Below are 21,508 nucleotides of genomic sequence, written 5' to 3'. Positions count from 1 at the left end.
GCCGGATCGCGCAGCGCGGCGAGGTGGTCACCGCGCACGAGCTGCACCCGTCGGTCACGGTCCGGTGCTGCTCGCGCGTCATCGGCGTCACTCCTCGCCCCGGAGGGGCACGATCGTGGGCATGGATCTCGAGCTACGGCAGCTGCGGACGTTCCTCGCCGTGGCCGCCGAGCTTCACTTCAGCCGCGCGGCCCGCCGGCTGCACGTCAGCCAGCCGGCACTGTCCCAGCAGATCCGCGCGCTGGAGCGGACGCTCGGCGCGGCGCTGTTCGACCGGTCCAGCCGCGCGACCGAGCTCACCCCCGCCGGGCGCGTCCTGCTCGACGCGGCGCCGCGCGTGCTCTATGAGGCCGAGCGGGCGCAGTCGCTCGTGACGCAGGCGGCGAACGGGGCGGTCGGGCTCCTCAACGTCGGGTCGGTGGGGACCGCGCTCGCCTCGATCACGCCGCGGATCCTGCGCTCGGTACGGGCGCACTTCCCGGATCTGCAGCTCGAGGTGAGCCAGCAGGACACCGCCGCGCAGCTGGTCGCGCTGACCGACGGCAGCCTCGACGTCGGGCTCGTCCGGGCCGCGGACCCGACCGAGACGGTGGCCATCGAGCACCTGGTCTCCGAACCGCTCCTGGCCGCCGTGCCGTCGGACCACCCGCTCGCCGGCAGCGCCTCGATCGTCCCCGAGGACCTGGCCGACGAGCCGTTCGTGCTCTGGCCGCGCCCGCTCGGGCGGGCGTTCTTCGACATCATCACCAGCTACTGCCTCGACCACGGGTTCAGCCCGCGCATCGTCGCGGAGGGCGCCGACATCGAGACCCAGCTCGGTCTCGTCGCGGCCGGGCTCGGGGTGTCCCTGCAGCCGTCGTACTACGCCAACCTGCGCCCGCCGGGCGTCGCGTTCCTGCCGCTCGAGGGGGACGTCCCGCAGATCGCCCTGCAGGTCGCGTGGCGGCGCACGGACCGCTCGCCCGCGGTGGCGCACTTCGTCGACGCCGCCCTGGAGTGCGCGCGAACGCCCTGATCCATATCTGACAGCAAGCTCCCGTTTTCGGTGCTACGGTCGAGGTGGTCGGCCTCTCCCTCCCGACGACGAGGAGCCCCCATGGCCAGCCCCAGCACCGAGACCCCTGCCCTGCCGCTGCACATGCGGCGCGAGCGGTTCGACCCACCGGCCGAGATGCGGGAGATCCGCGAGCAGCCCGGCCTGGCCCGGGTCACCACCCCGATCGGGCGCCCGGCCTGGCTCGTGACCCGCTACGAGGACGCCCGCGAGGTCCTCGGTGACGCCGCCCGGTTCTCCAGTGCCGGCCTGCCGGTGATCCCGGTGCCGGGCACCACGCCGGAGGAGCAGCGGTCGGGCAACCTGCTGATGCTCGACCCGCCCGAGCACACCCGGCTGCGGCGCCTGCTCACCGGCGAGTTCACCGTCAAGCGCATCCGGCGGCTCCAGCCGCGCATCGCCGAGATCGTCGACTCCCACCTCGACGCGATGGAGCAGGCCGGCCCGCCCGCTGACCTGGTGCCGGACTTCGCCCTCCCGGTGCCCAGCCTGGTCATCTGCGAGCTGCTCGGCGTGCCGTACTCCGACCGCGCGGAGTTCCACCGCCGCGCCGCGAAGCAGCTCGACCTGACCCGCCCGCTCGAGGAGCGGGGGATGGTCGCGGCCCAGTCACGGGCCTACATGGCCGAGCTGGTCGACCGCGCCTTCGCGGCTCCGGGCGACGACATGCTCGGGATGCTCGTGCGTGAGCACGGCGACACCCTCACCCGCACCGAGCTCATCGGCGTCGCGTCGCTCCTGCTCATCGCCGGTCACGAGACGACGGCGAACATGCTCGCGATCGGGACGCTCGCGCTGCTCCGTCACCCGGAGCAGGCGGCGCTGGTCCGCGACGACCCGAACGCCGCCGCGCCCGCCGTCGAGGAGCTGATGCGGTTCCTGTCGGTCGTGCACACCGGGGTGCCGCGCACCGCCACGGCCGCCACCCGGGTCGGCGATCAGGACATCGAGGCCGGTGACGTCCTCGTCGTGTCCCTTCCCGCCGCCGACCGCGACCGCGCCCTCGTCGAGGACCCCGACCAGCTCGACGTCGGGCGGGCCGCGAGTCACCACGTCGCCTTCGGGCACGGCGTGCACCACTGCCTCGGCGCGCCACTCGCGCGCATGGAGATGGCCACCGCGTTCCCGGCCCTGCTCCGGCGGTTCCCGACGCTGGCCCCGGCGATCCCGTTCTCCGACGTGGACTTCCGGTCGGCCAGCGTGGTGTACGGCCTGCGGAGCCTGCCGGTCACCTGGTGAGATCGACCCGTCCAACCGACCACCACCGGAGAGGACCCCACGAATGAAGATCAAGGCCGATCGGGACGTCTGCATCGGCGCGGGCAACTGCGTGCTCGCCGCCGAGAACGTCTTCGACCAGGACGACGACGCGATCGTCGTCGTCCTCGAGGAGAGCCCCGAGGGCAAGGACGCGGACGCCGCGCGCAACGCCGTCGGGTCGTGCCCGTCGGGTGCGCTGTCGCTGGAGGAGTGAGGTCCGTGTCGGGAAACGCCCGGTCGCGGGCCCGACGCTGCTAGCGTCGCCGTCCGTGACCGGGTCCGGCCTTTCGTCGCGGCCGCTGCGTGCAGACGCGCTGCGCAACCACCACGCGATCGTGGCTGCGGCGCGCGAGGCCTTCGAGCAGGTCGGTCCCGACGTGCCGCTGGAGGAGGTCGCCCGGCGTGCCGGAGTCGGCCCCTCCACGCTCTACCGCCGCTTCGCCGGGCGCGAGGAACTCGTCGCCGCGGTGTTCGCGGAGTACTTCGAGGAGGCCGTCGAGCCGCTGCTGGTCGGGGCGGCCACCGACGAGGACCCGTGGGGCGCGGTCGCCCGGGTGGTCGAGGAGATCGCCCGGGCCCTGTTGCACCGGCGCGGCATCCTGCGCGCCGCGAAGGACTCGGGTGCCTTCACCACCGAGGTCGCGCTGCGCTTCATCGGCCCGCTGCAGGACCTCGTCACGCGCGCCCGCGCGGCCGGCGTCCTGCGCGACGACGCCGAGGCACGGGACGTCCCCGCCGCGGCGGTGATGGTCGTGGCCACGGCGGCGCCGTTCGGCGAGGAGGTCCGGCCGGACCGCTGGAACCGGTACCTCGCGCTCGTCCTGGACGCCCTCGCGGCCGAGCGCCGGCGCACCCCCCTGCCCGCGCTCGACCCACCGCCCCGCGGTGAGGTCGCCGAACGGCTCGCGGCCGGCTGCGCCGCGGACGCGTCGGGAAGTGCCGCGCCGGGAACCACCCCGACCGGAACATCCCCGACCGGAACACCTCCGACCGGAACCGCCCCGGCCGACAGCACCCGATTCGACCCCGCGGAGACCTGAGTGGCCACCTCGGCGCCCCCGTCGAAGCCGCACCCGCTGCGCTGGACCCTCCGCGGCGACGGCCGTGCCCCGGGGCCGGGCGAGGTCGTGCGGCCCGAGGAGCGGATGAGCTGGGGCCGGACCGTCGGGCTCGGGATGCAGCACGTCCTCGCGATGTTCGGGGCCACGTTCGTCTTCCCCGTCCTGATGGGGCTCGACCCGAACCTCGCGATCCTGCTCTCCGGGCTCGCGACGATGCTGTTCCTGCTGATGACCCGCGGCCGCGTGCCCAGCTACCTCGGGACGAGCGCCTCGTTCGTCGGCGTGGTCGCCGCGGTCCGGGCCGACGGCGGGACGAGCGCGGAGGTCACCGGCGCGATCGCGGTCACCGGGGTGGTGCTCGCGCTGATCGGGCTCGTGGTGCACCTCGGCGGGGCACGGGCGATCTCGGCGATCCTGCCGCCGGCGGTCACCGGCGCCGTCGTACTGCTCATCGGCCTGAACCTGGCGCCCGTCGTGGCCGGGACCTACTGGCCACAGGACCAGGGCGTCGCGCTGCTGACGATGCTCGTCGTGATGGTGGTCTCCGTGGCCGGCCGCGGGATGCTCGGGCGGCTCGCGGTGCTGGTCGGGCTGGTCGTCGGCTACGTGCTCTCGGCGGTGCTGGACGCGACGATCGGGCCGATCACCGCGCCCAACGCCTCCGGCGTGGTGTCCACCCACCCGCGTCTCGATCTCTCCGCGGTCTCCGACGCGTCCTGGGTCGGCCTGCCGTTCGGGACGCCGAGCGCACCCGGCCTGCACCTGCCGGTGTTCAGCGCCTCCGCGATCATCATCATCGTCCCGGTGGTCGTCGCGCTCATCGCCGAGAACACCGGCCACGTGAAGGCCGTCGCCTCGATGACCCGGGAGGACCTCGACCCGTACCTCGGGCGGGCGCTGGCCGCCGACGGCATCGCCACCGCCGTCGCCGGCGGGGTCGGCGGGTCCCCGACGACGACGTACGCCGAGAACATCGGCGTCATGACCGCCACCCGCGTGTACTCGACGGCGGCCTACTGGGTCGCGGCGCTGGTGGCCGTGCTCATCGGGTTCTGCCCCAAGTTCGGCGCGGTCGTCGCGGCGACCCCGGGCGGGGTGCTGGGCGGGATCACCGTCGTGCTCTACGGGATGATCGGCCTGCTCGGCGCCCGGATCTGGGTGGAGAACCGCGTCGACTTCTCCCGCCCCGAGGTGCTCGTCCCGCTCGCCGCGGGCATCGTCATCGGGGTCGGCGACGTGGCGTTCAAGTTCTCCGGGGGAGAGCTCGGCGGGATCGCGCTGGGCACCGTCGTCGTGGTCGCCGGGTACCACCTGCTGCGCCGGATCGCGCCGGACCGCGCTCAGCCCGGCTCCGCGGAACCGGGCGCCGCCGACCCGACGCCCGCCGTCACCCGTGACGACCTCAGCCTGGAGGAGGAACCTCCAGGCCCCGCAGCAGAGCGGTGAGGGTCCGGCCGAACAGGTCGTCGGCCACGCTCTCCGGCCGCAGTCGGCGCTGTTGCACGAGGCCCCGGTAGAGGGCGTCGACGACGGCGGCCACCTCGGAGTCGTCGAGCGACCACGCCACCCCGCGGCGCTCGCGCTCGGTGGCGACCAGCCCGGCCACGACCTGCTGGACCCGCGCCTGGTGCGCCGCCAGTCCCTCGCCGAACTCGGTCGAGCGCACCGCGTAGAGCCAGGCCTCGGCACCGAGCATCGCGAGGTGGTCGGAGTCCGCCTCCTCGCGCAGGCGCCGGTCCAGCGCGGGCAGGACCGCGTCGAACCCGTCGGCCAGTTCGGTCTCGGCGGCGGCGAACTCGCGGTCGGCGCGGCGCTCGATGAGGGCGAGGAAGAGCTTCTCCTTGCTGCTGAAGTGCGCGTACACCGAGCCGACCGAGACGCCGGCCCGCCGCGCGATCTCCTCGACCGAGGCGGCCCCGTAGCCGCGATCGGCGAACACCGCGAGACCGGCGTCGAGGAGGTTCTCGTGGGTGCGGGCCTTCGCGGCCGCCCGCGAGCCGGCGCGTCGAGGTGGCTCGCCCTCCGGAGCTGCGCTGGACATGCGCCCATTGTCCCGACGGACGCCAGGATGACCTCATACACGGGGCCGTCGTCGTCGGGGAGGATGACGACGCGGGTGGGTGATGGTTCCAGCATCACCCACCCGCGCCGCTCCCTCGGCGCGACCACGCCCCCGACGGTCGTGCGTCGCACCGTCACGCGCCGAGCGGGGCTCCCCGTCCCACCGGCGCGTCGTGGACCGTCGTCAGAGCAGCCCGCGGGCGATGCTGCCGACGGTGTCGCTGTCGAGGATGCCGTGCACGGCACCGCCGACGCCGCCGACGAGACCGCCGACGCCCTGCCCGAGCTCGCCCGCGGCTCCGACCACGCCGCTGACCAGACCCTTGTGGTGCGACGAGGCGTGCTCCGTGCCGTGCGACTGCGACTCGGTGGCGTTGGCCGCGCCGGCCATCGCCACCGTGCCGACACCCGCGAGCATCGTCGCGGCGGCCAGACGACGGGTGGTGGACATGCTCATCCAGTGCTCCTTCTGTCGTGGCCCGGAGGCGTCCGTTCCCTCACGCCCCGGGCGTCGTTGTGCTGGACGAGCGGAATTCTCACGGGAACCTGAGAACGCCTCTCATCTCGGGTCCGTTCACTGAACGGACCCTCACTGAACCGTTCGGCCTCATTCCGACGGCCGTCTGGCCCGCCCGGACGCCGCAAGCGGCCGCTGCACCCGCTCGATCGGGTGACGCCTGCTCTCTTCGGGTGATACTTCCCCGAACGTGTAACAGTTCGTGATCCCTCCACCTCGCGGTGTTGATCGTTGACATCGGCTTCTCCGTGGTCCTAAGTTCGTACTCAACCGGAACGTTGAATACGAAGGCGGTGAAGACCGTGGAGGACTCGCTCTCCCGGGCCTTCGCCGCCCTCGCCGACCCGATCCGGCGCGACATCGTCGCCCGCCTCACCGCGGACGACGCGACCGTGACGGAGCTCGCGCAGCCCTACGACGTGAGCCTCCAGGCCGTCTCGAAGCACCTCGGCGTGCTCGAGGCGGCGGGCCTGATCAGCCGCCGCCGGGACGGCCAGCAACGCTGGGCGCACCTCGAGGTCGACGTGTTCGACCTGCTCACCGGCTGGATCGACCACTACCGCCGCCGGGCCGAGCTGCGCTACCAGCGCCTCGACACCGTCCTCGCCGAGATGGCCGCGCCCGACACGAGCACGCCCGGCACCAGCACGCCCGGCACCAGCTCGACCGACACCAGCACGCCCGACCCGAGGAGTGACCCGTGAACACCACGCTCGCCACCACCATCACCGCCGACCCGACCGTCCCCGCCATCCGGATCACCCGGGAGTTCGACGCGCCGCCCGCCGCCGTCTACCGCGCACACCTGGACCCCGACCTCGTCGTGCGCTGGCTCGGCCCGCGCCGGCTGACGATGACGATCCAGCGCTGGGACGCGAAGACCGGCGGCGGCTACCGCTACACCCACGCCGGGGAGGACGGCACCGAGCACCACTTCTTCGGGTCGTTCCACGAGCTCCGCGAGAACGAGCGGATCGTCCAGACCTTCACCTACGAGGGCTTCCCGGACGGCGTCGCGATCGAGACGATGACGCTGACCGAGCTCCCCGGCGGCCGGACCCGGCTCGAGGCCTTCTCGCTCGGCGAGTCCTTCGAGGCGCGCGACGCGATGATCGGGAGCGGCATGGAGGAGGGTGTCGTGGAGGGCTACGAGCGTCTCGACGAGGTGCTCGCCGGCTGACGCCTAGGGTTCGGTCCCGTGCTGGACCGCGACTTCTGGGAACCCGACGTCCGACCCCACCTCGAGGCGTACGTCGCAGCGGCCGGCGGAGGGCGCGGGGACGTGACCGACCCCGCGCTCCTCGCCGCGCTGCGTGACCCCGGGCCGGACCCCGCGCCCGAGCCCGGGGTCACCTGGAGCGCCGCGACGATCCCGAACACCGCGGGCGACCACGACGTCCCGGTGCGCGTCTACCGCCCGGAGCACCCCGACCCGCGGCGGCCCGCCTACGTGCTGTTCCACGGCGGCGGGCTGTCGTTCGGACACCTCAACACCGAGCACCGGCGCTGCGTGGAGCTGACCCGGGCGTGCGGGGCGGTGGGCGTCAGCGTCGACTACCGGATGGCGCCGGAGCACGCGCCCGCGGTGATCCTCGACGACGCCTACTCGGCGCTGCGCCACGTGGCCACCCACGCCGAGGACTACGACGTCGATCCCCGCCGGATCGTGCTCACCGGCTCGTCCGGCGGCGGGATGCTGACGCTCGCGCTGGCGCAGCTCGTCCGGGACCGCGGCGAGTTCGCCCCGATGCTGCAGCTCGCGCTGTACCCGAACACCGACGACCGGCGGCTGCCCGAGCACGTCTCCCGCCGGACCGACCTGCCGGTGATCCCCGAGCCGGTCATCCAGCAGGTGATGCGCAACCTCGTGCCGTCCGAGCCGCCGGCGCCGTACATCGTCCCCAATCGCACCGAGGACCTCACCGGGCTCTGCCCCGCGCTCGTCCTCGTCGGGCAGAACGACCCGCTGCGCGACGAGGCGATCCACTACTCCTGGCGGCTCGTCCGGGCCGGGGTGCCGACCGAGCTGCACGTGCTGCCCGGCCTGCCGCACGGGTTCGACGCGATCGCCCCCGACGCCGACGCCACGCGGACGGCCCACGACCTCATGAACCACGCCGTGCGACGGGCGTCCAGCGGACCTGACCCGGGCGTCAGACGCCGGTCGTGCCGTCGATCCGCTCGCGGAGCAGGTCGGCGTGCCCGGTGTGGCGCGCGTACTCACCGATCATGTGCGCGTAGATCCACCGCAGCGTGACCTCCCCGTCCCCGAGGGGGCTGGTGCCGTCGAGCTCGCGGTCGACGCAGTTCGCCCGGGCGGCGTCGACCTCCCCGGTCCATTGCGCCAGCGCGCCGGCGAGGGACGCGTCGGCGGCGAGGTCGAACCCGCCGTCGTGACCCGCGGTGGCCGACGGCGAGTCGTGGATCGGCGGGGCGTCCTCGCCGGCCAGGACCCGTCGGAACCAGTTCCGTTCCACCTCCGCGAGGTGCTGGACGAGACCGAGCAGGGTCAGCTCCGACGGTGCGACGGACGCGGCGCGGGCCGCGGCGTCGTCGAGGCCCTCGCACTTCCCGGCCAACGTGGCCCGGTAGAAGTCGAGCCAGCCCGCCAGCGTGGCGTGCTCGTCGGCGTTCATCGGGGGCACGAGGCGTTCGAGGGACGGTATGGCGATGACCTTCCCAGCCGCCACCGACGCCGTCGTCAGGACGTCCCGAGCAGCGGGAGCCACACGTCGTCGACGATCTCGGCGATCGCGGGGTCCGGCACCGGGCGCATCGTCATGAACACCTCGTGGCGCAGCAGGTCGATCGGCAGCGACACCACCCGGGGCGGTCGGGCCACGTCGGGAAGCTCGCCGCGCTCGACCGCGCGGGCGACGATCTGCTCGAAGGGCGGGATGTCGTCCGGCCGGTGCAGCGACTCGCGCAGGTCGGCGAAGCTGGTGCCGGTGTCGGAGAAGTAGTCGAGGATCTGCACGCTGAACAGCGTCAACGTGCGCGCCCGGCCGGCGTCGGCATTGCGCAGGAAGCCGATCGCGTCGTCGCGCAGGCTGCCGGTGTCGGGCACCGTGATCGGCTGTGACGACCACACCCGCGTGAGGGTGGCGAGCAGCAGGTCCTGGTGTCGCGGCCAGCGCCGGTAGAGCACGGGGCGGCTCGTTCCCGCGCGGGCGGCGACCGCCTCGTAGGTGAAGCCGGGATACCCGTACTCCAGGAGCACCGCCCAGGCCGCGTCGAGGATCGCGGCCTCCAGTTCCGGGCCGCGACGCCGGGAGCCGCCGGGTTTTGGATTCACTTGCGTACCTTATCTCGGCGGCCTAGCGTCACGACCAGTTAGATACAGCTGCGTATCTCCGAGGGGTGGACATGCTCGACGTCGTCATCGTCGGCGGGGGGCCGGTCGGCCTGTTCCTCGCCGGCGAGCTCCGCCTCGCGGGAGCCCGGCCGGTGGTGCTCGAGCGACGGTCGGACCCGGACCCGTCCGACAAGGCGCACGGGCTCGCCGGGCAGGTCGTGCAGCTGCTGGACCACCGCGGGCTCGTCGAACGGTGCGGCGGCGGGGGAGCGCCGGAGCCCGCCCCCGGGTTCTTCTTCGGCGGGATGCGGCTGCCGCTGCACCGCCTCGGCGCCGGCAACCCGATGTACCTCCTGCCGGTCCCGCAGCGCGAGCTCGAGCGGGTGCTCGCCGAGCGCGCGGCCGAGCTCGGCGCGGACGTCCGGCGGGGGTGGGAGGTGCTGTCCTTCGGTGAGATCGAGGGTGGGATCGAGGTCGTCGCCCGCGATCCCGACGGGGTCGAGACGACGTTGGCGACCCGCTACCTCGTCGGGTGCGACGGCGGGCACAGCCTGGTCCGCAAGCAGGCCGGGATCGACTTCCCCGGCACCCGCGAGGACGGCGTGGTCGACCGCTCGGCCCTCGTCGGACCGAGCGTGCCCCTCGCCCCCGGCGGACGCCTCGCCGTCGAGGGGCTCGGTGAGATCCGGGCGCAGTTCCACCGCACCGAGCGGGGGGTCTTCACCGTGCTCCCGCACGATCCGGAGCGCCCGCTGGTGCACACCACCGAGTGGGAGGAGCGGCCGGCGGGCAACTCCCCGGGTCCCGGCGCTCCGATGACGTTGGCCGAGATGGAGGACAGCGTCGAGCGCATCCTCGGAGTGCGGCTGCCGCTGACCCCGCCGCCCGAGGGCGCGCCGACCCTGCTCCGGCGCCTGTGCGGCCGGAACACCCGGCTCGCCGAGCGCTACCGCGAGGGCCGCATCCTCCTCGCCGGCGACGCCGCCCACGTCAGCAACGGACCGACCCTCAACCAGGCGCTGCAGGACGCGGCGAACCTGGCCTGGAAGCTCGCCGCGACGTTGCAGGGATGGGCGCCGGACGGGCTGCTGGACAGCTACGGGACCGAGCGCCACGCGGTCGGCGAGCGCGAGGGCGTGTGGACCCAGGCCGAGACCGCCCTGATGGCCCCCGGCGGCGACGTCACCGCGCTGCGCCGGTTCGTCGGGGAGTTCCTCGAGCGCATCGAGAACCTCGCGTCGGTCGCCGCGATGATGGCCGGCGCAGACGTCCGCTACGACATGGGCGAGGAGGACCCCGCGGCGCCGACCGGCTGGTTCGTCCCGCCCCTCGAGCTGACCACCGACGACGGCGGGTCGCGGCGCCTCGCCGAACTGCTGCGCGGCGCCCGCCCCCTGCTGCTCGACCTCACGGGCGGGCCGTACCTCGCCGCGATCGCCGAGCCCTGGAGCGACCGCGTGGACCACGTGCGCGCCACGTCGTCGGGCGCCCCGGCTGCTGCCTTGCTCGTCCGGCCCGACGGCTACGTGGCCTGGGCGGGCGGGGACGCCGACGGCCTGAAGGCGGCCCTGCCCCGGTGGTTCGGGGCGGGCTGACCGCGCGGGTCAGGACACGCGAGCGAGGATCGCCGCCAGCTCGTCCGGCATCGACAGCATCGGCTGGTGGGACGACGGCAGCCGTTCGACGCGGTCGGCCGCGGCGGCCATCTGCTCCTGGGCCGCGGGCCGCAGCGTCATGTCCTGCTCGCAGACGATGTAGGTGGTCGGGTGCGCCCGGGCCGGGGCCGAGCTGGGCGTGCTGGCGCTGGTCAGCGACTGCGGCAGCATCCGCTGTAGCTCGGCCTCGGCCTGCTCCCGCTCGACGTCGGCGCAGAGTCCGTCCCGGAGCAGCTGCAGGTCGTCGGTGGCCCGCAGCGTCCCGTCGGGCTGGGCTGCGATCCACGCCGGCGGTGGACCGCCTCCGAACAGGTCGAACATCGACTGTCCGCGCGCCGGCCACGCCGCCGCCAGATAGACGCTGTGGGCGATGTCCGGGTGGTCGGCGAGCTCGGTGATGACCATCCCGCCGTAGGAGTGTCCGACGAGCACGACCGGCTCGCCGGCGTCCTCGACGCGTCGTCTCACGGCCGCCGCGTCCGTCGTCAGGTCGCCGAGGGCGGACGGGTCGAATCCCGCGCTCGGGAGCTGGTCGACGACGTCGACGTGATGACCGGCCTTCTCGAGTCGCTGGGCGACGCCGTCCCAGTACCGGCCGTCGATGAATCCGCCCGGAACGAGCACATAGTGAGTCATCGCCGAATGGTGATGCAGGTCACCATCAGGAGCAATCGACCGAATCGCCCACGGCCATGGGCGGTCCCGCTGCCCACAGGGGGCAGGGGCAGCGGGACCTGGTCGAGACTCTCGGGGGGACGAGAGCTCGACGTAATATGGATAGTGCCATCGTTGTTCGGACAGGTCGAAGACCTGGGGGGCGACGCGCGGTTCAGCCGTCGCGGTAGGGGGCACGGCCGACGGGTCGCTCGCGGGGACGAGGAGGCGGCCGTGTCGTCGTCGTCCGACGACTGCGTCACGGTGCGCCCAGGGCGGTCGTCAGGCCGCTGACCTGCGGCGACGACGTGGAGCGGGCGACGGGAATCGAACCCGCGTAGCCAGTTTGGAAGACTGGGGCTCTACCATTGAGCTACGCCCGCGCGGCCCGTCTCCGGGCCGGCTCCACCGTATCCGATCGCTCGGAGACGGCGTGATTCCGGGCGTTCCCTCCGCGGTACTGGTCCGTTCGTGGCGTGCCTCGAGGTTGCGTCGCGCGGCTACTGGATCGTTCAGTAGACGCTCTGTCACGGTTTAGTGCTTCACCAACGCCTTGTGAACAGGTACACAAGCACGATCCACGACCGCCGAAGGTTCCCCGGGAACTCGATCTGTGACCCTCACCAGGTACTTCACGGTAGGGCCGCCGAGGCGTCGAGGATGGAAATCGGGCCAGAGCACCAGCCGGAAGGGAGCCCAGGATGGACACGGAGCGCGACATGACGGTCGACACTGACGAGGACCACATCGTCCGCGGTCTGGACTGACGCGTCGGACGGGTGCGGACGACGCCGTCCGCATGCCCGTCGACATCCAGCCATCGCATTCCGACCCCCCGCGGCGCGAGTGCCGCGGCGGTGTCGGAGCCAGGCTGCGAACCTCCTGAGCGGGCGCCCCTACACTTGAGGTCAACGGGGTGTGGCGCAGCTTGGTAGCGCACTCGCTTTGGGAGCGAGGGGCCGTGGGTTCGAATCCCGCCACCCCGACCACGCACGACCTGCACAGATGCCGTGCGGGGGCGACGCCGGCAGAGGCGTAGACCCCCGTACTGCACCTACTACTGCACCAACGGAGCTTCACGGCATCTCCTCCGAGGTCTCGTCGTCGTCCCAGTCGATGAGGTCGACGGCCTCCCGCATCTGGTCGAGGTTGGTGTGCGCGTAGATCGCGAGAGTGATCTCCGCGTCCGCGTGCCGGGCGATGGCCTGCACGACATGGGGCGGCACCCCGAGCGCCAGGAGCAGGCTCACGACCGTGTGGCGCAGGTCGTGCAATCGCAGCGTCGGGAACCCTGTGCGTGCTCGGAGCTTGTCCCAGTCGCGGTTCACCGCGCGCGGCTCGATGGGCGTGCCGATCTGGGTGCAGAACACCAAGTCGTGGTCCTGCCAGCACTCGCGGGCCTTCTCGCGCTCGACGGTCTGGCGGTCCCGGTGGGCGAGCAGTGCCCGCATCGTCATCTTCGGCAGCGGTAGCGGAGCCTCCGAGGCGTCGGTCTTGACCGCGCCGATCAGCAGCTCGCCGCCGACCCGCTGCACGGTCTGGGCGATGTCGACGGTGCGGGCCTCGACGTCGATGTCGGACCAGCGCAGCCCGAGCAGCTCCCCGCGACGCAGGCCCAGAGTCGCGGCCACGACGTAGAGCGCGTGCAGTCGGGAGGCCTTGGCCTCCTTGAGCAGCGTGCGGACCTCAGGGACCGTGAGGCCCTTGCCGCGCTTGTACTTCGGTGTCGGGACTACAACGAGCTTGGCGACGTTGCGCATGATCAGTTCGTCTCGGATCGCGTTCGAGAGCGCGTTGCGCAGCACCGCGTGGACGTACTGGACCTGCCGCGTGGTCGGGTGCCGCCCGCAACAGCGCTTCGCCGAGCAGCACTGATCTTTGGCCGGCCGATGCTTGTCCCACCCGTTCGCGCAGCACAGGCACTTCGCGCGGAACCGGGCGAGGAACTGGCGGACGTCCGCGCCAGTGAGTCGGTCAAGACGCTTGCGCCCGAGCAGCGGCTTGATGTGCAACCGGACCGCGCTCTCGTAGCCCCGATAGGTCGTGGCCCGCTTCTCCTCCTTGACTCGCGCGAGCCACACGTCCAGGTACTCGCCCACGGTGTAGGTCTTGTCCGGTGCCGGGAGGCCGGCCCCGTCGTCGGCCTGGAGCTTGCGCAGCTTCTCGCGTGCGGCCAGCTCGGTGTTGCCGTACACGCGCCTGCGCTTGATCTCGCCGGTGCTGGTGTGGACGTAGGCCGAGCCCACCCACAGGCCGTCCGACGAGCGCTGGAAGATCGTCCCTTCGCCGTTCGACCGGCGGCGCTGCCCGGACATCACGCGGGCGCCCTGTCGAGAAGGGCGCTGACGTACTCCTCCAGAGCCGAGCACGGCACTCGGCGCGATCCGCCGATCTTGATCGAGCGCAGCTCGTCGCTGCGGATCAGGTCGTACACCTTGGCCCGCCCAATCCGCAGGACCTCGGCGGCTTCCTCAGGGGTCAACAGCAGTGGTTCCATGATCGCTCCTTCTCACGTGTTGGCCTGCGCGAGGCCGGTGCCGATTCCGCCGATGACGGCGGCGATGAAGTGCCCGACTCCGGCGATGAAGCTGGGGGCTTCGACGCCGAGCAGGACGACGGTGATGACGCCGAGCACGAGGACGGCGCCGACGGCGCGGAACTTCATCGCGATCACCGTGAGCAGGACGACGATGATGATCGCGGGGATCACGCCGCCCTCCCCTTGTCCTCGCGGGTCGCGCGGACCGGGGTGCGGTTCTTAGCCGCCAGAGGCGGGACGTCGACCTGGGTGGGGGCGGGGTACTGGGCGGCGAGCCAGATGAGTTCGGCGTCGGGGACCCAGTCGGCGCGGACCTTCACGGGTTCGCGGCGGGCGCCGTCGTCGTCGATGACGTAGCCGATGCCGGGGCAGTCCTCGGGGATCAGGTCGCAGCGGGCGCCGCGGTCGTAGGCGGTTTCGGAGAGGGTCATGCGGACCTCGTCGGGGGAGTCCTGGCGCAGCCCGACGCGGTAGCCGAACCGGTCGCGCATCGGGAGGACTTCCTTGCGGGGGTCCTGGATGCACCCGACGACGACCACTCCGGGGGCGCGGCCCTGGGTGAGCATCCGGTTCAGCGCGGCGGAGGCGCGTTCCTTGAGTTCGCGGTTGGCGATGAACGAGGTCAGGGCGGCGATCTCGTCGACCAGGAGCACGTAGAGCGGCCACGTGGTGGTGGGTCGCAGCAGTTTGCGGATGCGGCCGCCGAACTGGTTGGCCCGTTCGGCCATGAGGTCGGCGGCGGCTTCGAGGGCGGCGACCAGGGCGTCGTCGGTGCCGTAGGCGAGCATGTAGAACAGCTCGGAGTACATGCGGTACTCCATGCCGCCCTTGGGGTCGATCCCGATCAGCCGGACCCGCCCGTCGGCGATCGCCGGGCACAGCCCCTTGACGATCCCGGCGACCAGCCCGGACTTCCCGGCGCCGGTTAACCCGGCGATCAGAATGTGAGTCCCCATCAGGCGCAGCCACCAGCGTCGGCCGTCCTCGCAGCGCCCGACATCGAGCCACCGGAAGTCGGTCGGGCCGGCGGTGGCGGCCGGGTCGTCGGCGAGGACGTCGCGGTAGACCACGCGCAGCAGCACCCAGCCGGGTCGCCACGGGTGGGCCTGGACGCGGACCTCGAGGGCGCACCACTCGGAGGCGAGCGCGTCGGTCTGGGCGGCGAGGGTGGCGGGGGTGATCCCGGCGCAGAGTTGGACATGCAGGGCGTCAGCGTGCTCGCCGAGGCTGACCCAGAGCAGGCGGGGCACGGAGATGTTGTGGCGGGCGTCGGTGGCCTTGACCCCCGAGGCGGCCAGGACGTCGTCCCAGGACCACCGGTAGCGCAGCCGCCGCCAGAATCGGTGCGCCCGCCCGATGCCCCAGCGCTGCCAGTGCACCGGCCAGAACCGGGCCCACAGCCGCCCGGCGAGCGACGCGAGCACCGCGGCCGCCACCAGCCCCCAGCTCCCGGCCAGCAGCCCACCGAGGACCAGTAGGGCCAGGGCGGCTCCGGCGGCGGGGATATAGATCGCGCCCCAGGCGAGCATGCCGACGGTCCACAGCGACCAGCGCAGCGCGGCCAGGCTGTAGGTCAGCGGGGCGGGGCGGTACGGGATGTGTTCGGTGCGCACCACGTCGGAGCGGGTGCGGATGGTCTGTCCGCGCCACATTCGCGCGGTCCATGTCTCTCGCATGACTCAATCCGTTTCTTGGTGTGGCTGATGGGGGACGCCGGGCGAGCCCCAGCGCTGGTGGGTCGCCTGGCGGCTGATGCCGAGCCGGTCGCCGATCTCGGCCCACGAGAAGCCCTCGGCGCGCAGCCCCTCGACCGCGGCGTGCATGGCCCGCTCCCAGGCCCGGCCCAGGGCGTCGAGGTCACGCAGGCCCTCGATGTCGCCGCTCGCGACGCGGCGGCCGTGGGCGGCGAGGATGCGGCGGGCGAACGCGCCGAACTCGTCGTTCTCGACCACCCGCGTGGACGGCGCGACTGTCAAGCCGCGCTTGACACCCGAACGGCCCCAGGAGCCGGGGCGGGGGTCGGTGAAGATGGCGGTCATCAGGCCCACCCCGAGCCTGAGCGGGACGCCCGGTGCGCACGGCCCCGAGCCCGGGTGGTGCGTGACGGGGAGCCGGCGACCTGCACCTGCGTGACCTCCCAGGCCGACGAGCCGCAGGCCGGGCAGCGCTCCATCGTTCCTGGCCGGCCTCGACGAGAGCACCGTGTGCCGGCTGTGGGACAACCCGGACTGGCTGGACCGGGTCAAGGGCAGCTCGCTGCAGGCCATCGTGGCGGTCGTGCCCGGGGTCGGGGAGTACGTCCTCGGCTTCTCGCTGGCAGACCGGCGCAACCGGCTGGCCGACCGTCTGAGCCGTCACGGCGTCGAGGTGGACGGCGAGGCCTTCCGGCGCTTGGTGCAGGAGCGCCGGGTGCCAGAGCAGTACCTCAGCAACGCACTCGACACCGCGGCGTGTCTGCTCGACGGCGATATCCGGCCCGCTGCCGCGCACCTGGCGCGATTCTGGGGGCGCGAGCAGGACTACGCGCTCGGATTCGTATTCGGGAACAACGACACTGACGCCCTGTTGCGCGATGCCAGCTCTCTGGTTTTGGCCGCCTCGGAGATGGTCGGGCGCTTGGGAGAGCGTTCCAATTCGTTTCACGCGATCGTGGCGCAGGCCAACCTCATGCACCACATCTCGCGTAGCACCGGTCAGCCGGCCGAGCTCGAGGCGGAGGACGTCAGCCGCAACACCGCGCTCGCCTTCCGGAGCTCGGTGATCGGCCAGATCATGGCGACCAACGACGCCGACCTGGCCGCTGGCTACGGGCGGACAGTGAAGTCCTCGCCGCTGGTGGCGATGGTCGAGGACTGGGCGTTCCCGACCTACACCCACGACGCGAAGCCCACGCCGGACTTCTCCCTACCGCGCTCGCTGCTGTTGCGCCAGACCGCAGCCGAGGTGCTGCGTGAGGTCGAGCAGTACAACGACGCTTACCTGATCTACCTCTCCGAGACCTCGATCCCGACCGTCCTAGCGCGGGACGAGACGTTCGGTCTGCGCCGCGACGAGCTGCGGTCGACGCTCCGGGCGCGACGTGAGCGGGTCCTGCTTCCTGAGGCCGCGCATGCCTGTGACGGTATCCTCGCGACGCTCGACGGGACCGCCCACGCGCTCGGAGGCAGCGGCTTTGACCAGTGGTAGCACGTCCGACACCTACGCCCGGAACGCCGACTTCTGGGTCAAGATCATCCGGGAAGGGCTGGACCGCTACCGTACCGAGCTGACGGACCAGGCCGTCCTGGATGCCATTGGCGACGTTTCCGGCCTGGACGTGTTGGACGCCGGCTGCGGCGAGGGCTACATGTCTCGTCTGCTTGCTGAGCGCGGCGCTCGAGCTGCGGGTGTGGACGTCTCCGGCTCGCTCATCGAGTCCGCACGGACTCATGAGGCAGCTGAGCGGCTCAGCTTGAAGTACATGGTCGCGGGCCTAGAAGACCTCCCGCTTGAGGACGACTCTTTCGACATAGCCGTCTGCAACCACGTTTTGAGTGACGTCTCCAACCCGGCCGCCGCTGTCCAGGAACTCGGGCGAGTCCTGCGGCCCCAAGGCCGTCTGGTCACCCTCATGCTTCACCCTTGTTTCTACACCGCTCATGCCGAGCGCGATGCTACAGGATCGATTCCTGTCGAAACGTATTTTTCGGAACGGTCGGTAGATCAGCCCTTTGTGGTGGCCGGCATTGAGTCACCAGACGAAGTGCACATGAACTTCCGGCCGTTAGAATTCTACTCGTCGGTCCTTGCCGATGCGGGTTTCTTGATTGAGCGCATATTAGAGCCTCATCCCGCACCGACCGTGATCGAATCCAGCGAATGGTGGAAAACGAACTTCCGCAAACCTCTTTTCCTACTGATCTCCGCAGTAAAGAGCGGCAAGGGCAGTGGACCCCTCGCTCGGGATCAGGCATGAGTCTGAGCCTCGATGAGCTGACTAGAGCATTCTTGACGGAGCAGGGTATCCCTGAGGGCTCGGCTCCGACGGTCTTTAAGGCACCCGCTGTTGACGCAGATCCCGAGGCACCGCTGGTCCACCTCGACTTAAAGGATTGGGTCAATCTGGCGAAAGCTCGGAAGAGTCATCCGGAGGGTGCACGATTCGCAGAATCCTATCATTTCTTGCGAGAGGCGACCGAGCGAGGAAAAGTACAGGTCGTACTAAGTGGCGCGCTCTATATGGAACTGTCCATGGCCATCCCTGGGGAACGTCATAGGACCGACCTCGCAGATGTGATGAGCGAGATCACCCGGTTTCGCTCGCTCAATTCAAGAGCGCGTCTACTCGAAGCTCAGGCGGACTCCGTGCTGAGGCAAATGCTCGGCCGTCCCGCTGCCAGCTCTCACACCCCGGTCGTCGGCCATGGTTGTTATTTCGCGTTCGAAGGTAGAGAACTTCGAACGCGACTGTCTGGCCTGAGCGATGAAGTGCTAGCCGACTATTACGCATTGCGCGATATGCCGACATTGTTGTACAGGGCAGCGGAAATGATGGAATGGATGCTCCTACGTGGAGTGACTCCGGAGCAAGGCGCGGAGATTTCGGGCTATAGCACCGTCGAGGTTAGCAACATGGAGCGTGACCGGATTGCGCGAGAGCAGGACTTCTCTAGGCTGCTCCAGGAATCACCCGGGTTGCGGCGCAAGCTCGAATCGGTCATTCTTGGCCGCGAGCTGTTCGCTGAGCTAGGCAATGAACTTCCGAGGCTACTGACGAGAATGGGCGCGTCGGTAGACGACTTTGTCCAACTAAGCGCAGAGCGCATCGCGAAATTCGCTGGCGGCATACCGGTCCTTCTCGTTCAGACGGCTCTGCGCCGACAACACCATGCCAATTCTTCGCGAGAGTTCAAGAGCAACGATCTAAGAGACATCGACCAGATGAGTGTCGCAGTTCCGTGCTGCGATATCGTAGTCACAGAGAAGCACTCCATCGACGCGTTAAAGCGGATGAAGCTTGATGAGCGACTTGAGACCAGATTTCTCAAGTCAGTAGACCAGCTTCCGGCTGCGATACAGGACTTGCGAAGATAACGACTGGCCAATGGCCCTAATAGTTCGTGCTTGTTCAGGGACGCAATCCCTGTCGGGCTCTGGGGTTGAACCCGCCTGAGGTCGGGCCTGATCCTCACTGGGCCTGTGCTTCCGGCCGCAAGACTGGTCCGCTAGGATGCTGCTCATCGTTGGCCATGATGAAATAGTGAGCTCTGGCGCTAATGGGGGATTCGTTGCGAGCGATGTTTGATGGTTACTTTCCCCCCACCGATGAGCAAATGAACCGGCTCTGGTCCGATGCCGTCGTGGTGCTCGATACGAATAGTCTCTTAAACCTGTACCGCTATCCTGACGGCCCTAGAGAGAGCCTCTTCAACGCCCTAGGCGCCATCAAGGAGCGACTCTGGATTCCGCACCAGGTCGCCAAAGAATTCCATCGCAACCGTGCTTCCGTGATACGAAGTCAAGAATCAGTCTCGAGTCAAGTCGACCAGGCGCTCCGAAACGTCGGCGAAGCTGCAAACAAAGAGCTAAAGCCTCTCAGGCGAAACGGCTTAGTAGCGATTACGCCGCTACTCGAAGACATTGAAAAGGCGGTCACCGCCGCACGTGATGCAGTTGGACACCAGGTGTATATGGTTAAGCCTCAGAAAGACTCGGTCCTAGAGCGTGTCGCTGACTTGTATGAAGGACGGGTAGGCGAACCTTTCTCAGAGGAACACAGGAAAGAAGCCACAGAGGAAGCAGTGGAGAGGTACGAAGCTGAGGTGCCGCCAGGATATAAAGACACAAAGAAATCTGAGAACAGCTATGGCGACTACTTCGTCTGGAAGCAAATAATGAGATACGCAAGCTCTGTCGATAAGGACATCTTGCTCGTGACGGATGACAGGAAAGAAGACTGGTGGTGGTCAGATTCGGGCTACTCATTAGGCCCATTGCCAGCGTTGCGGAAAGAATTCTCGTCGACAACTAGTCATTTCATCTGGTTCTATACACCTTCTCGATTCCTGGTGGAAATGCGAGAGCGTGGTCTCACAGCAGTATCGGACGAAGACATTTCTGTGGTTAGAGAGACAACTACTCCAGATCGTCCCATATCACTGGAGAAGGACGGCATAGATCATTTGAGCGTTGGTGAGTTAGAACGACTCCGAGTCGACTTAAAGCAGCGGATCGACGAGACGAACTTGGCGCAAGGTGATCTCGATGACCGCGTCCGTGAACTCGAAGAGGGGTGGCAGCACAGCTCGGAGGAACAAGATCGAGTTCAATCGCTCGTGGACGAGATGCAACGGAGAGCCTCTTACTTGCGTCGTGAGATTCGAACCGCGGGCGATAATACGGACGAGAGAGTGGAAGTTCTCAAGGCTGATCTGGAGGGCCTGGAACGAGTTATTGCCAAGCACCTCGATGAATTAGCCACACTCGATCGCATGAGGGAGCGTCAGGACCCGCGGAAGCGGGTTCGTCAGCTACGGAATCGCAAGAGGGCACTCGAGGAGCAGCTGGCTACCGTGGATGATTCTCTCACGCGTCACTATTCGCTCCCCGAGTAGCGATGCCCATGCTTGGAGTGAGTGACAAGGCCTTCGAAAGTCTTAACGATAGACTGCCCCGGTAAGTCTTGCTTTCGCTCTCGTAGCCGGACACCTCGGTTGCAGACTCTAGGTGACTGATTGCCGCGAGCACAGACGTCAGGAGGCTACGTTTACGCCGCGTCAGAATCGAGATTGTGCTCCTTGCGTGGGGCTAGTAGCGTGGGGTTATGCGGGGAGACATATCCGGTGCGGTCGACAAGATTTCTAGAGCTTATCAACAAACTGCACTTCTCGAGCAGGATGTTTTGGCTCGATTTCCCGACCAGCCTATCCGGCTTCAGCCGCAGATATCGGAGGACCGTCGCGAAGTTAGATTCCTGATCGGTGAGGTCGCGCCCGTATCGCCCGAATGGCCGCTGATGGTCAGCGAAATACTTTTCAACGTGAGGAGCGCGCTGGACTACCTCGTTTACGAGCTGCATTTTCGACATTTCCGCGGAAGAGTACCAGACGACGCCGCGAGAGATTCGCAGTTCCCCATCTTCGAAAAGTCTAGTGACTGGGCAAAAGAGAAATGTATCAAGCGACTGTCGGTGCGAGACAGATCGGCCCTCCGAGAGCTCCAGCCGTTTCGTCAACATAAGGACAACTACCACTATCTCAGGCGATCCTTATGGGAGTTGAACGAAATTCAAAGGCTGGACAAGCATCGGCAACTACGAGTGATCCATGTCGCCGAGGGCATGTTTACATCCCCGTCGCTTCCTGAAGAATCCGGGTTCGAGCTTATCCTCGACTCATCCGATGATCTAGCGCCAGGATCGTGTGTGCATCGAT

23 protein-coding genes and 2 tRNA genes are annotated in these 21,508 nt (G+C 69.3%); 14 read left to right on the top strand and 11 right to left on the bottom strand.

Features of this window, described 5'->3' with window-relative positions; translation table 11 throughout:
* Window positions 1-121 precede the first annotated feature (121 nt).
* From LQ327_RS32390 to LQ327_RS32370, 5 genes are all read left to right on the top strand, one after another.
* Window positions 122-1,015: a LysR family transcriptional regulator gene (locus LQ327_RS32390; RefSeq protein ID WP_230740672.1), complete on the top strand. Its 894-nt coding sequence runs from the start codon at window positions 122-124 to the stop codon at window positions 1,013-1,015.
* Window positions 1,016-1,096: 81 nt separating this feature from the next.
* Window positions 1,097-2,293, top strand: coding sequence for a cytochrome P450 (locus LQ327_RS32385; RefSeq protein ID WP_230740669.1), 1,197 nt, complete (start codon window positions 1,097-1,099; stop codon window positions 2,291-2,293).
* Window positions 2,294-2,336: 43 nt separating this feature from the next.
* Window positions 2,337-2,528: a ferredoxin gene (locus tag LQ327_RS32380; protein WP_230740667.1), complete on the top strand. Its 192-nt coding sequence runs from the start codon at window positions 2,337-2,339 to the stop codon at window positions 2,526-2,528.
* Between the two features lie 55 nt (window positions 2,529-2,583).
* Window positions 2,584-3,354, top strand: a complete 771-nt coding sequence (locus LQ327_RS32375) for a TetR/AcrR family transcriptional regulator (protein WP_230740665.1) — start codon at window positions 2,584-2,586, stop codon at window positions 3,352-3,354.
* Complete coding sequence (locus tag LQ327_RS32370; protein ID WP_230740663.1) at window positions 3,355-4,821, top strand: uracil-xanthine permease family protein; 1,467 nt, start codon at window positions 3,355-3,357, stop codon at window positions 4,819-4,821. It abuts the gene before it with no gap.
* Here the strand turns inward: LQ327_RS32370 and LQ327_RS32365 are convergent.
* Both LQ327_RS32365 and LQ327_RS32360 read right to left on the bottom strand, forming a co-directional pair.
* Complete coding sequence (locus LQ327_RS32365) at window positions 4,778-5,416, bottom strand: TetR/AcrR family transcriptional regulator (protein WP_230740661.1); 639 nt, start codon at window positions 5,414-5,416, stop codon at window positions 4,778-4,780. The genes LQ327_RS32370 and LQ327_RS32365 overlap by 44 nt on opposite strands.
* A 204-nt stretch (window positions 5,417-5,620) precedes the next feature.
* Entirely contained in the window at window positions 5,621-5,893 is a 273-nt protein-coding gene (locus tag LQ327_RS32360) for a hypothetical protein (protein ID WP_230740660.1), read from the bottom strand.
* 362 nt (window positions 5,894-6,255) lie between these two features.
* Between LQ327_RS32360 and LQ327_RS32355 the strand changes: the two genes are divergently transcribed.
* From LQ327_RS32355 to LQ327_RS32345, 3 genes are read left to right on the top strand one after another with little or no spacing between them, the layout of a single operon-like run.
* A complete protein-coding gene (locus LQ327_RS32355; RefSeq protein WP_230740728.1) occupies window positions 6,256-6,657 on the top strand; it encodes an ArsR/SmtB family transcription factor in 402 nt (133 codons plus the stop codon).
* Entirely contained in the window at window positions 6,654-7,133 is a 480-nt protein-coding gene (locus LQ327_RS32350; RefSeq protein WP_230740658.1) for an SRPBCC family protein, read from the top strand. Before LQ327_RS32355 ends, LQ327_RS32350 begins: the two co-directional genes overlap by 4 nt.
* A gap of 18 nt (window positions 7,134-7,151) precedes the next feature.
* Complete coding sequence (locus tag LQ327_RS32345) at window positions 7,152-8,210, top strand: alpha/beta hydrolase (protein WP_230740656.1); 1,059 nt, start codon at window positions 7,152-7,154, stop codon at window positions 8,208-8,210.
* On the opposite strand, the gene LQ327_RS32340 is transcribed toward LQ327_RS32345, so the two are convergent.
* Together LQ327_RS32340 and LQ327_RS32335 are read right to left on the bottom strand one after the other, a co-directional pair.
* Window positions 8,107-8,589, bottom strand: a complete 483-nt coding sequence (locus LQ327_RS32340; protein WP_230740654.1) for a DinB family protein — start codon at window positions 8,587-8,589, stop codon at window positions 8,107-8,109. The two genes, LQ327_RS32345 and LQ327_RS32340, sit on opposite strands and share 104 nt — an antisense overlap.
* A gap of 65 nt (window positions 8,590-8,654) precedes the next feature.
* Complete coding sequence (locus LQ327_RS32335; RefSeq protein WP_230740652.1) at window positions 8,655-9,248, bottom strand: TetR/AcrR family transcriptional regulator; 594 nt, start codon at window positions 9,246-9,248, stop codon at window positions 8,655-8,657.
* Between the two features lie 71 nt (window positions 9,249-9,319).
* Between LQ327_RS32335 and LQ327_RS32330 the strand changes: the two genes are divergently transcribed.
* Complete coding sequence (locus LQ327_RS32330; RefSeq protein WP_230740650.1) at window positions 9,320-10,843, top strand: FAD-dependent monooxygenase; 1,524 nt, start codon at window positions 9,320-9,322, stop codon at window positions 10,841-10,843.
* A 9-nt stretch (window positions 10,844-10,852) separates the two neighbouring features.
* Here LQ327_RS32330 and LQ327_RS32325 read toward each other — a convergent pair whose 3' ends face one another.
* A complete protein-coding gene (locus tag LQ327_RS32325) occupies window positions 10,853-11,539 on the bottom strand; it encodes an alpha/beta fold hydrolase (protein WP_230740648.1) in 687 nt (228 codons plus the stop codon).
* A gap of 327 nt (window positions 11,540-11,866) precedes the next feature.
* Window positions 11,867-11,940, bottom strand: a tRNA-Gly gene (locus tag LQ327_RS32320).
* 529 nt (window positions 11,941-12,469) lie between these two features.
* On the opposite strand from LQ327_RS32320, the gene LQ327_RS32315 reads away from it, so the two are divergent.
* Window positions 12,470-12,546: transfer RNA gene (locus tag LQ327_RS32315), tRNA-Pro, on the top strand.
* An 87-nt stretch (window positions 12,547-12,633) separates the two neighbouring features.
* On the opposite strand, the gene LQ327_RS32310 is transcribed toward LQ327_RS32315, so the two are convergent.
* From LQ327_RS32310 to LQ327_RS32290, 5 genes are read right to left on the bottom strand one after another with little or no spacing between them, the layout of a single operon-like run.
* Entirely contained in the window at window positions 12,634-13,872 is a 1,239-nt protein-coding gene (locus LQ327_RS32310; protein ID WP_230740646.1) for a tyrosine-type recombinase/integrase, read from the bottom strand.
* Window positions 13,872-14,054 carry a helix-turn-helix domain-containing protein gene (locus tag LQ327_RS32305; RefSeq protein ID WP_230740644.1) on the bottom strand — a complete coding sequence of 61 codons (183 nt, stop codon included), beginning with the start codon at window positions 14,052-14,054 and terminating at the stop codon, window positions 13,872-13,874. The genes LQ327_RS32310 and LQ327_RS32305 overlap by 1 nt, the downstream gene beginning before the upstream one ends.
* Window positions 14,055-14,066: 12 nt before the next feature.
* Complete coding sequence (locus LQ327_RS32300; protein ID WP_230740641.1) at window positions 14,067-14,267, bottom strand: hypothetical protein; 201 nt, start codon at window positions 14,265-14,267, stop codon at window positions 14,067-14,069.
* Window positions 14,264-15,772, bottom strand: a complete 1,509-nt coding sequence (locus tag LQ327_RS32295) for an FtsK/SpoIIIE domain-containing protein (RefSeq protein ID WP_230740640.1) — start codon at window positions 15,770-15,772, stop codon at window positions 14,264-14,266. Before LQ327_RS32295 ends, LQ327_RS32300 begins: the two co-directional genes overlap by 4 nt.
* Before the next feature lie 3 nt (window positions 15,773-15,775).
* Window positions 15,776-16,135: a hypothetical protein gene (locus LQ327_RS32290; RefSeq protein ID WP_230740639.1), complete on the bottom strand. Its 360-nt coding sequence runs from the start codon at window positions 16,133-16,135 to the stop codon at window positions 15,776-15,778.
* Between the two features lie 163 nt (window positions 16,136-16,298).
* Here LQ327_RS32290 and LQ327_RS32285 point away from each other — a divergent pair, with 163 nt between their 5' ends.
* From LQ327_RS32285 to LQ327_RS32270, 4 genes are all read left to right on the top strand, one after another.
* Window positions 16,299-17,282 (top strand): hypothetical protein, encoded by a 984-nt coding sequence (locus tag LQ327_RS32285; protein WP_230740638.1) that lies wholly within the window; start codon window positions 16,299-16,301, stop codon window positions 17,280-17,282.
* Complete coding sequence (locus LQ327_RS32280) at window positions 17,269-18,051, top strand: class I SAM-dependent methyltransferase (RefSeq protein ID WP_230740637.1); 783 nt, start codon at window positions 17,269-17,271, stop codon at window positions 18,049-18,051. The genes LQ327_RS32285 and LQ327_RS32280 overlap by 14 nt, the downstream gene beginning before the upstream one ends.
* On the top strand, window positions 18,048-19,169 hold the full coding sequence (locus tag LQ327_RS32275; protein ID WP_230740636.1) for a hypothetical protein: 1,122 nt from the start codon (window positions 18,048-18,050) through the stop codon (window positions 19,167-19,169). Before LQ327_RS32280 ends, LQ327_RS32275 begins: the two co-directional genes overlap by 4 nt.
* A 239-nt stretch (window positions 19,170-19,408) precedes the next feature.
* A complete protein-coding gene (locus LQ327_RS32270; RefSeq protein WP_230740635.1) occupies window positions 19,409-20,689 on the top strand; it encodes a PIN domain-containing protein in 1,281 nt (426 codons plus the stop codon).
* Window positions 20,690-21,508 lie beyond the last annotated feature (819 nt).

It is taken from the genome of Actinomycetospora endophytica (assembly GCF_021026375.1).
Taxonomy (GTDB): Bacteria; Actinomycetota; Actinomycetes; order Mycobacteriales; family Pseudonocardiaceae; genus Actinomycetospora; species Actinomycetospora endophytica.
Note: the sequence above shows the minus strand (reverse complement) of the source record. Positions and strands in the feature narration are given on the sequence as shown.

Bases quoted from the DNA above. Each gene is read 5' to 3' on its own strand.
- LQ327_RS32390 (WP_230740672.1), top strand. From the start codon at position 122: ATGGATCTCGAGCTACGGCAGCTGCGGACGTTCCTCGCCGTGGCCGCC.
- LQ327_RS32385 (WP_230740669.1), top strand. From the start codon at position 1,097: ATGGCCAGCCCCAGCACCGAGACCCCTGCCCTGCCGCTGCACATGCGG.
- LQ327_RS32380 (WP_230740667.1), top strand. From the start codon at position 2,337: ATGAAGATCAAGGCCGATCGGGACGTCTGCATCGGCGCGGGCAACTGC.
- LQ327_RS32365 (WP_230740661.1), bottom strand. From the start codon at position 5,416: ATGTCCAGCGCAGCTCCGGAGGGCGAGCCACCTCGACGCGCCGGCTCG.
- LQ327_RS32360 (WP_230740660.1), bottom strand. From the start codon at position 5,893: ATGAGCATGTCCACCACCCGTCGTCTGGCCGCCGCGACGATGCTCGCG.
- LQ327_RS32340 (WP_230740654.1), bottom strand. From the start codon at position 8,589: ATGAACGCCGACGAGCACGCCACGCTGGCGGGCTGGCTCGACTTCTAC.
- LQ327_RS32330 (WP_230740650.1), top strand. From the start codon at position 9,320: ATGCTCGACGTCGTCATCGTCGGCGGGGGGCCGGTCGGCCTGTTCCTC.
- LQ327_RS32325 (WP_230740648.1), bottom strand. From the start codon at position 11,539: ATGACTCACTATGTGCTCGTTCCGGGCGGATTCATCGACGGCCGGTAC.
- LQ327_RS32310 (WP_230740646.1), bottom strand. From the start codon at position 13,872: ATGTCCGGGCAGCGCCGCCGGTCGAACGGCGAAGGGACGATCTTCCAG.
- LQ327_RS32305 (WP_230740644.1), bottom strand. From the start codon at position 14,054: ATGGAACCACTGCTGTTGACCCCTGAGGAAGCCGCCGAGGTCCTGCGG.
- LQ327_RS32295 (WP_230740640.1), bottom strand. From the start codon at position 15,772: ATGCGAGAGACATGGACCGCGCGAATGTGGCGCGGACAGACCATCCGC.
- LQ327_RS32290 (WP_230740639.1), bottom strand. From the start codon at position 16,135: ATGACCGCCATCTTCACCGACCCCCGCCCCGGCTCCTGGGGCCGTTCG.
- LQ327_RS32275 (WP_230740636.1), top strand. From the start codon at position 18,048: ATGAGTCTGAGCCTCGATGAGCTGACTAGAGCATTCTTGACGGAGCAG.
- LQ327_RS32270 (WP_230740635.1), top strand. From the start codon at position 19,409: ATGAACCGGCTCTGGTCCGATGCCGTCGTGGTGCTCGATACGAATAGT.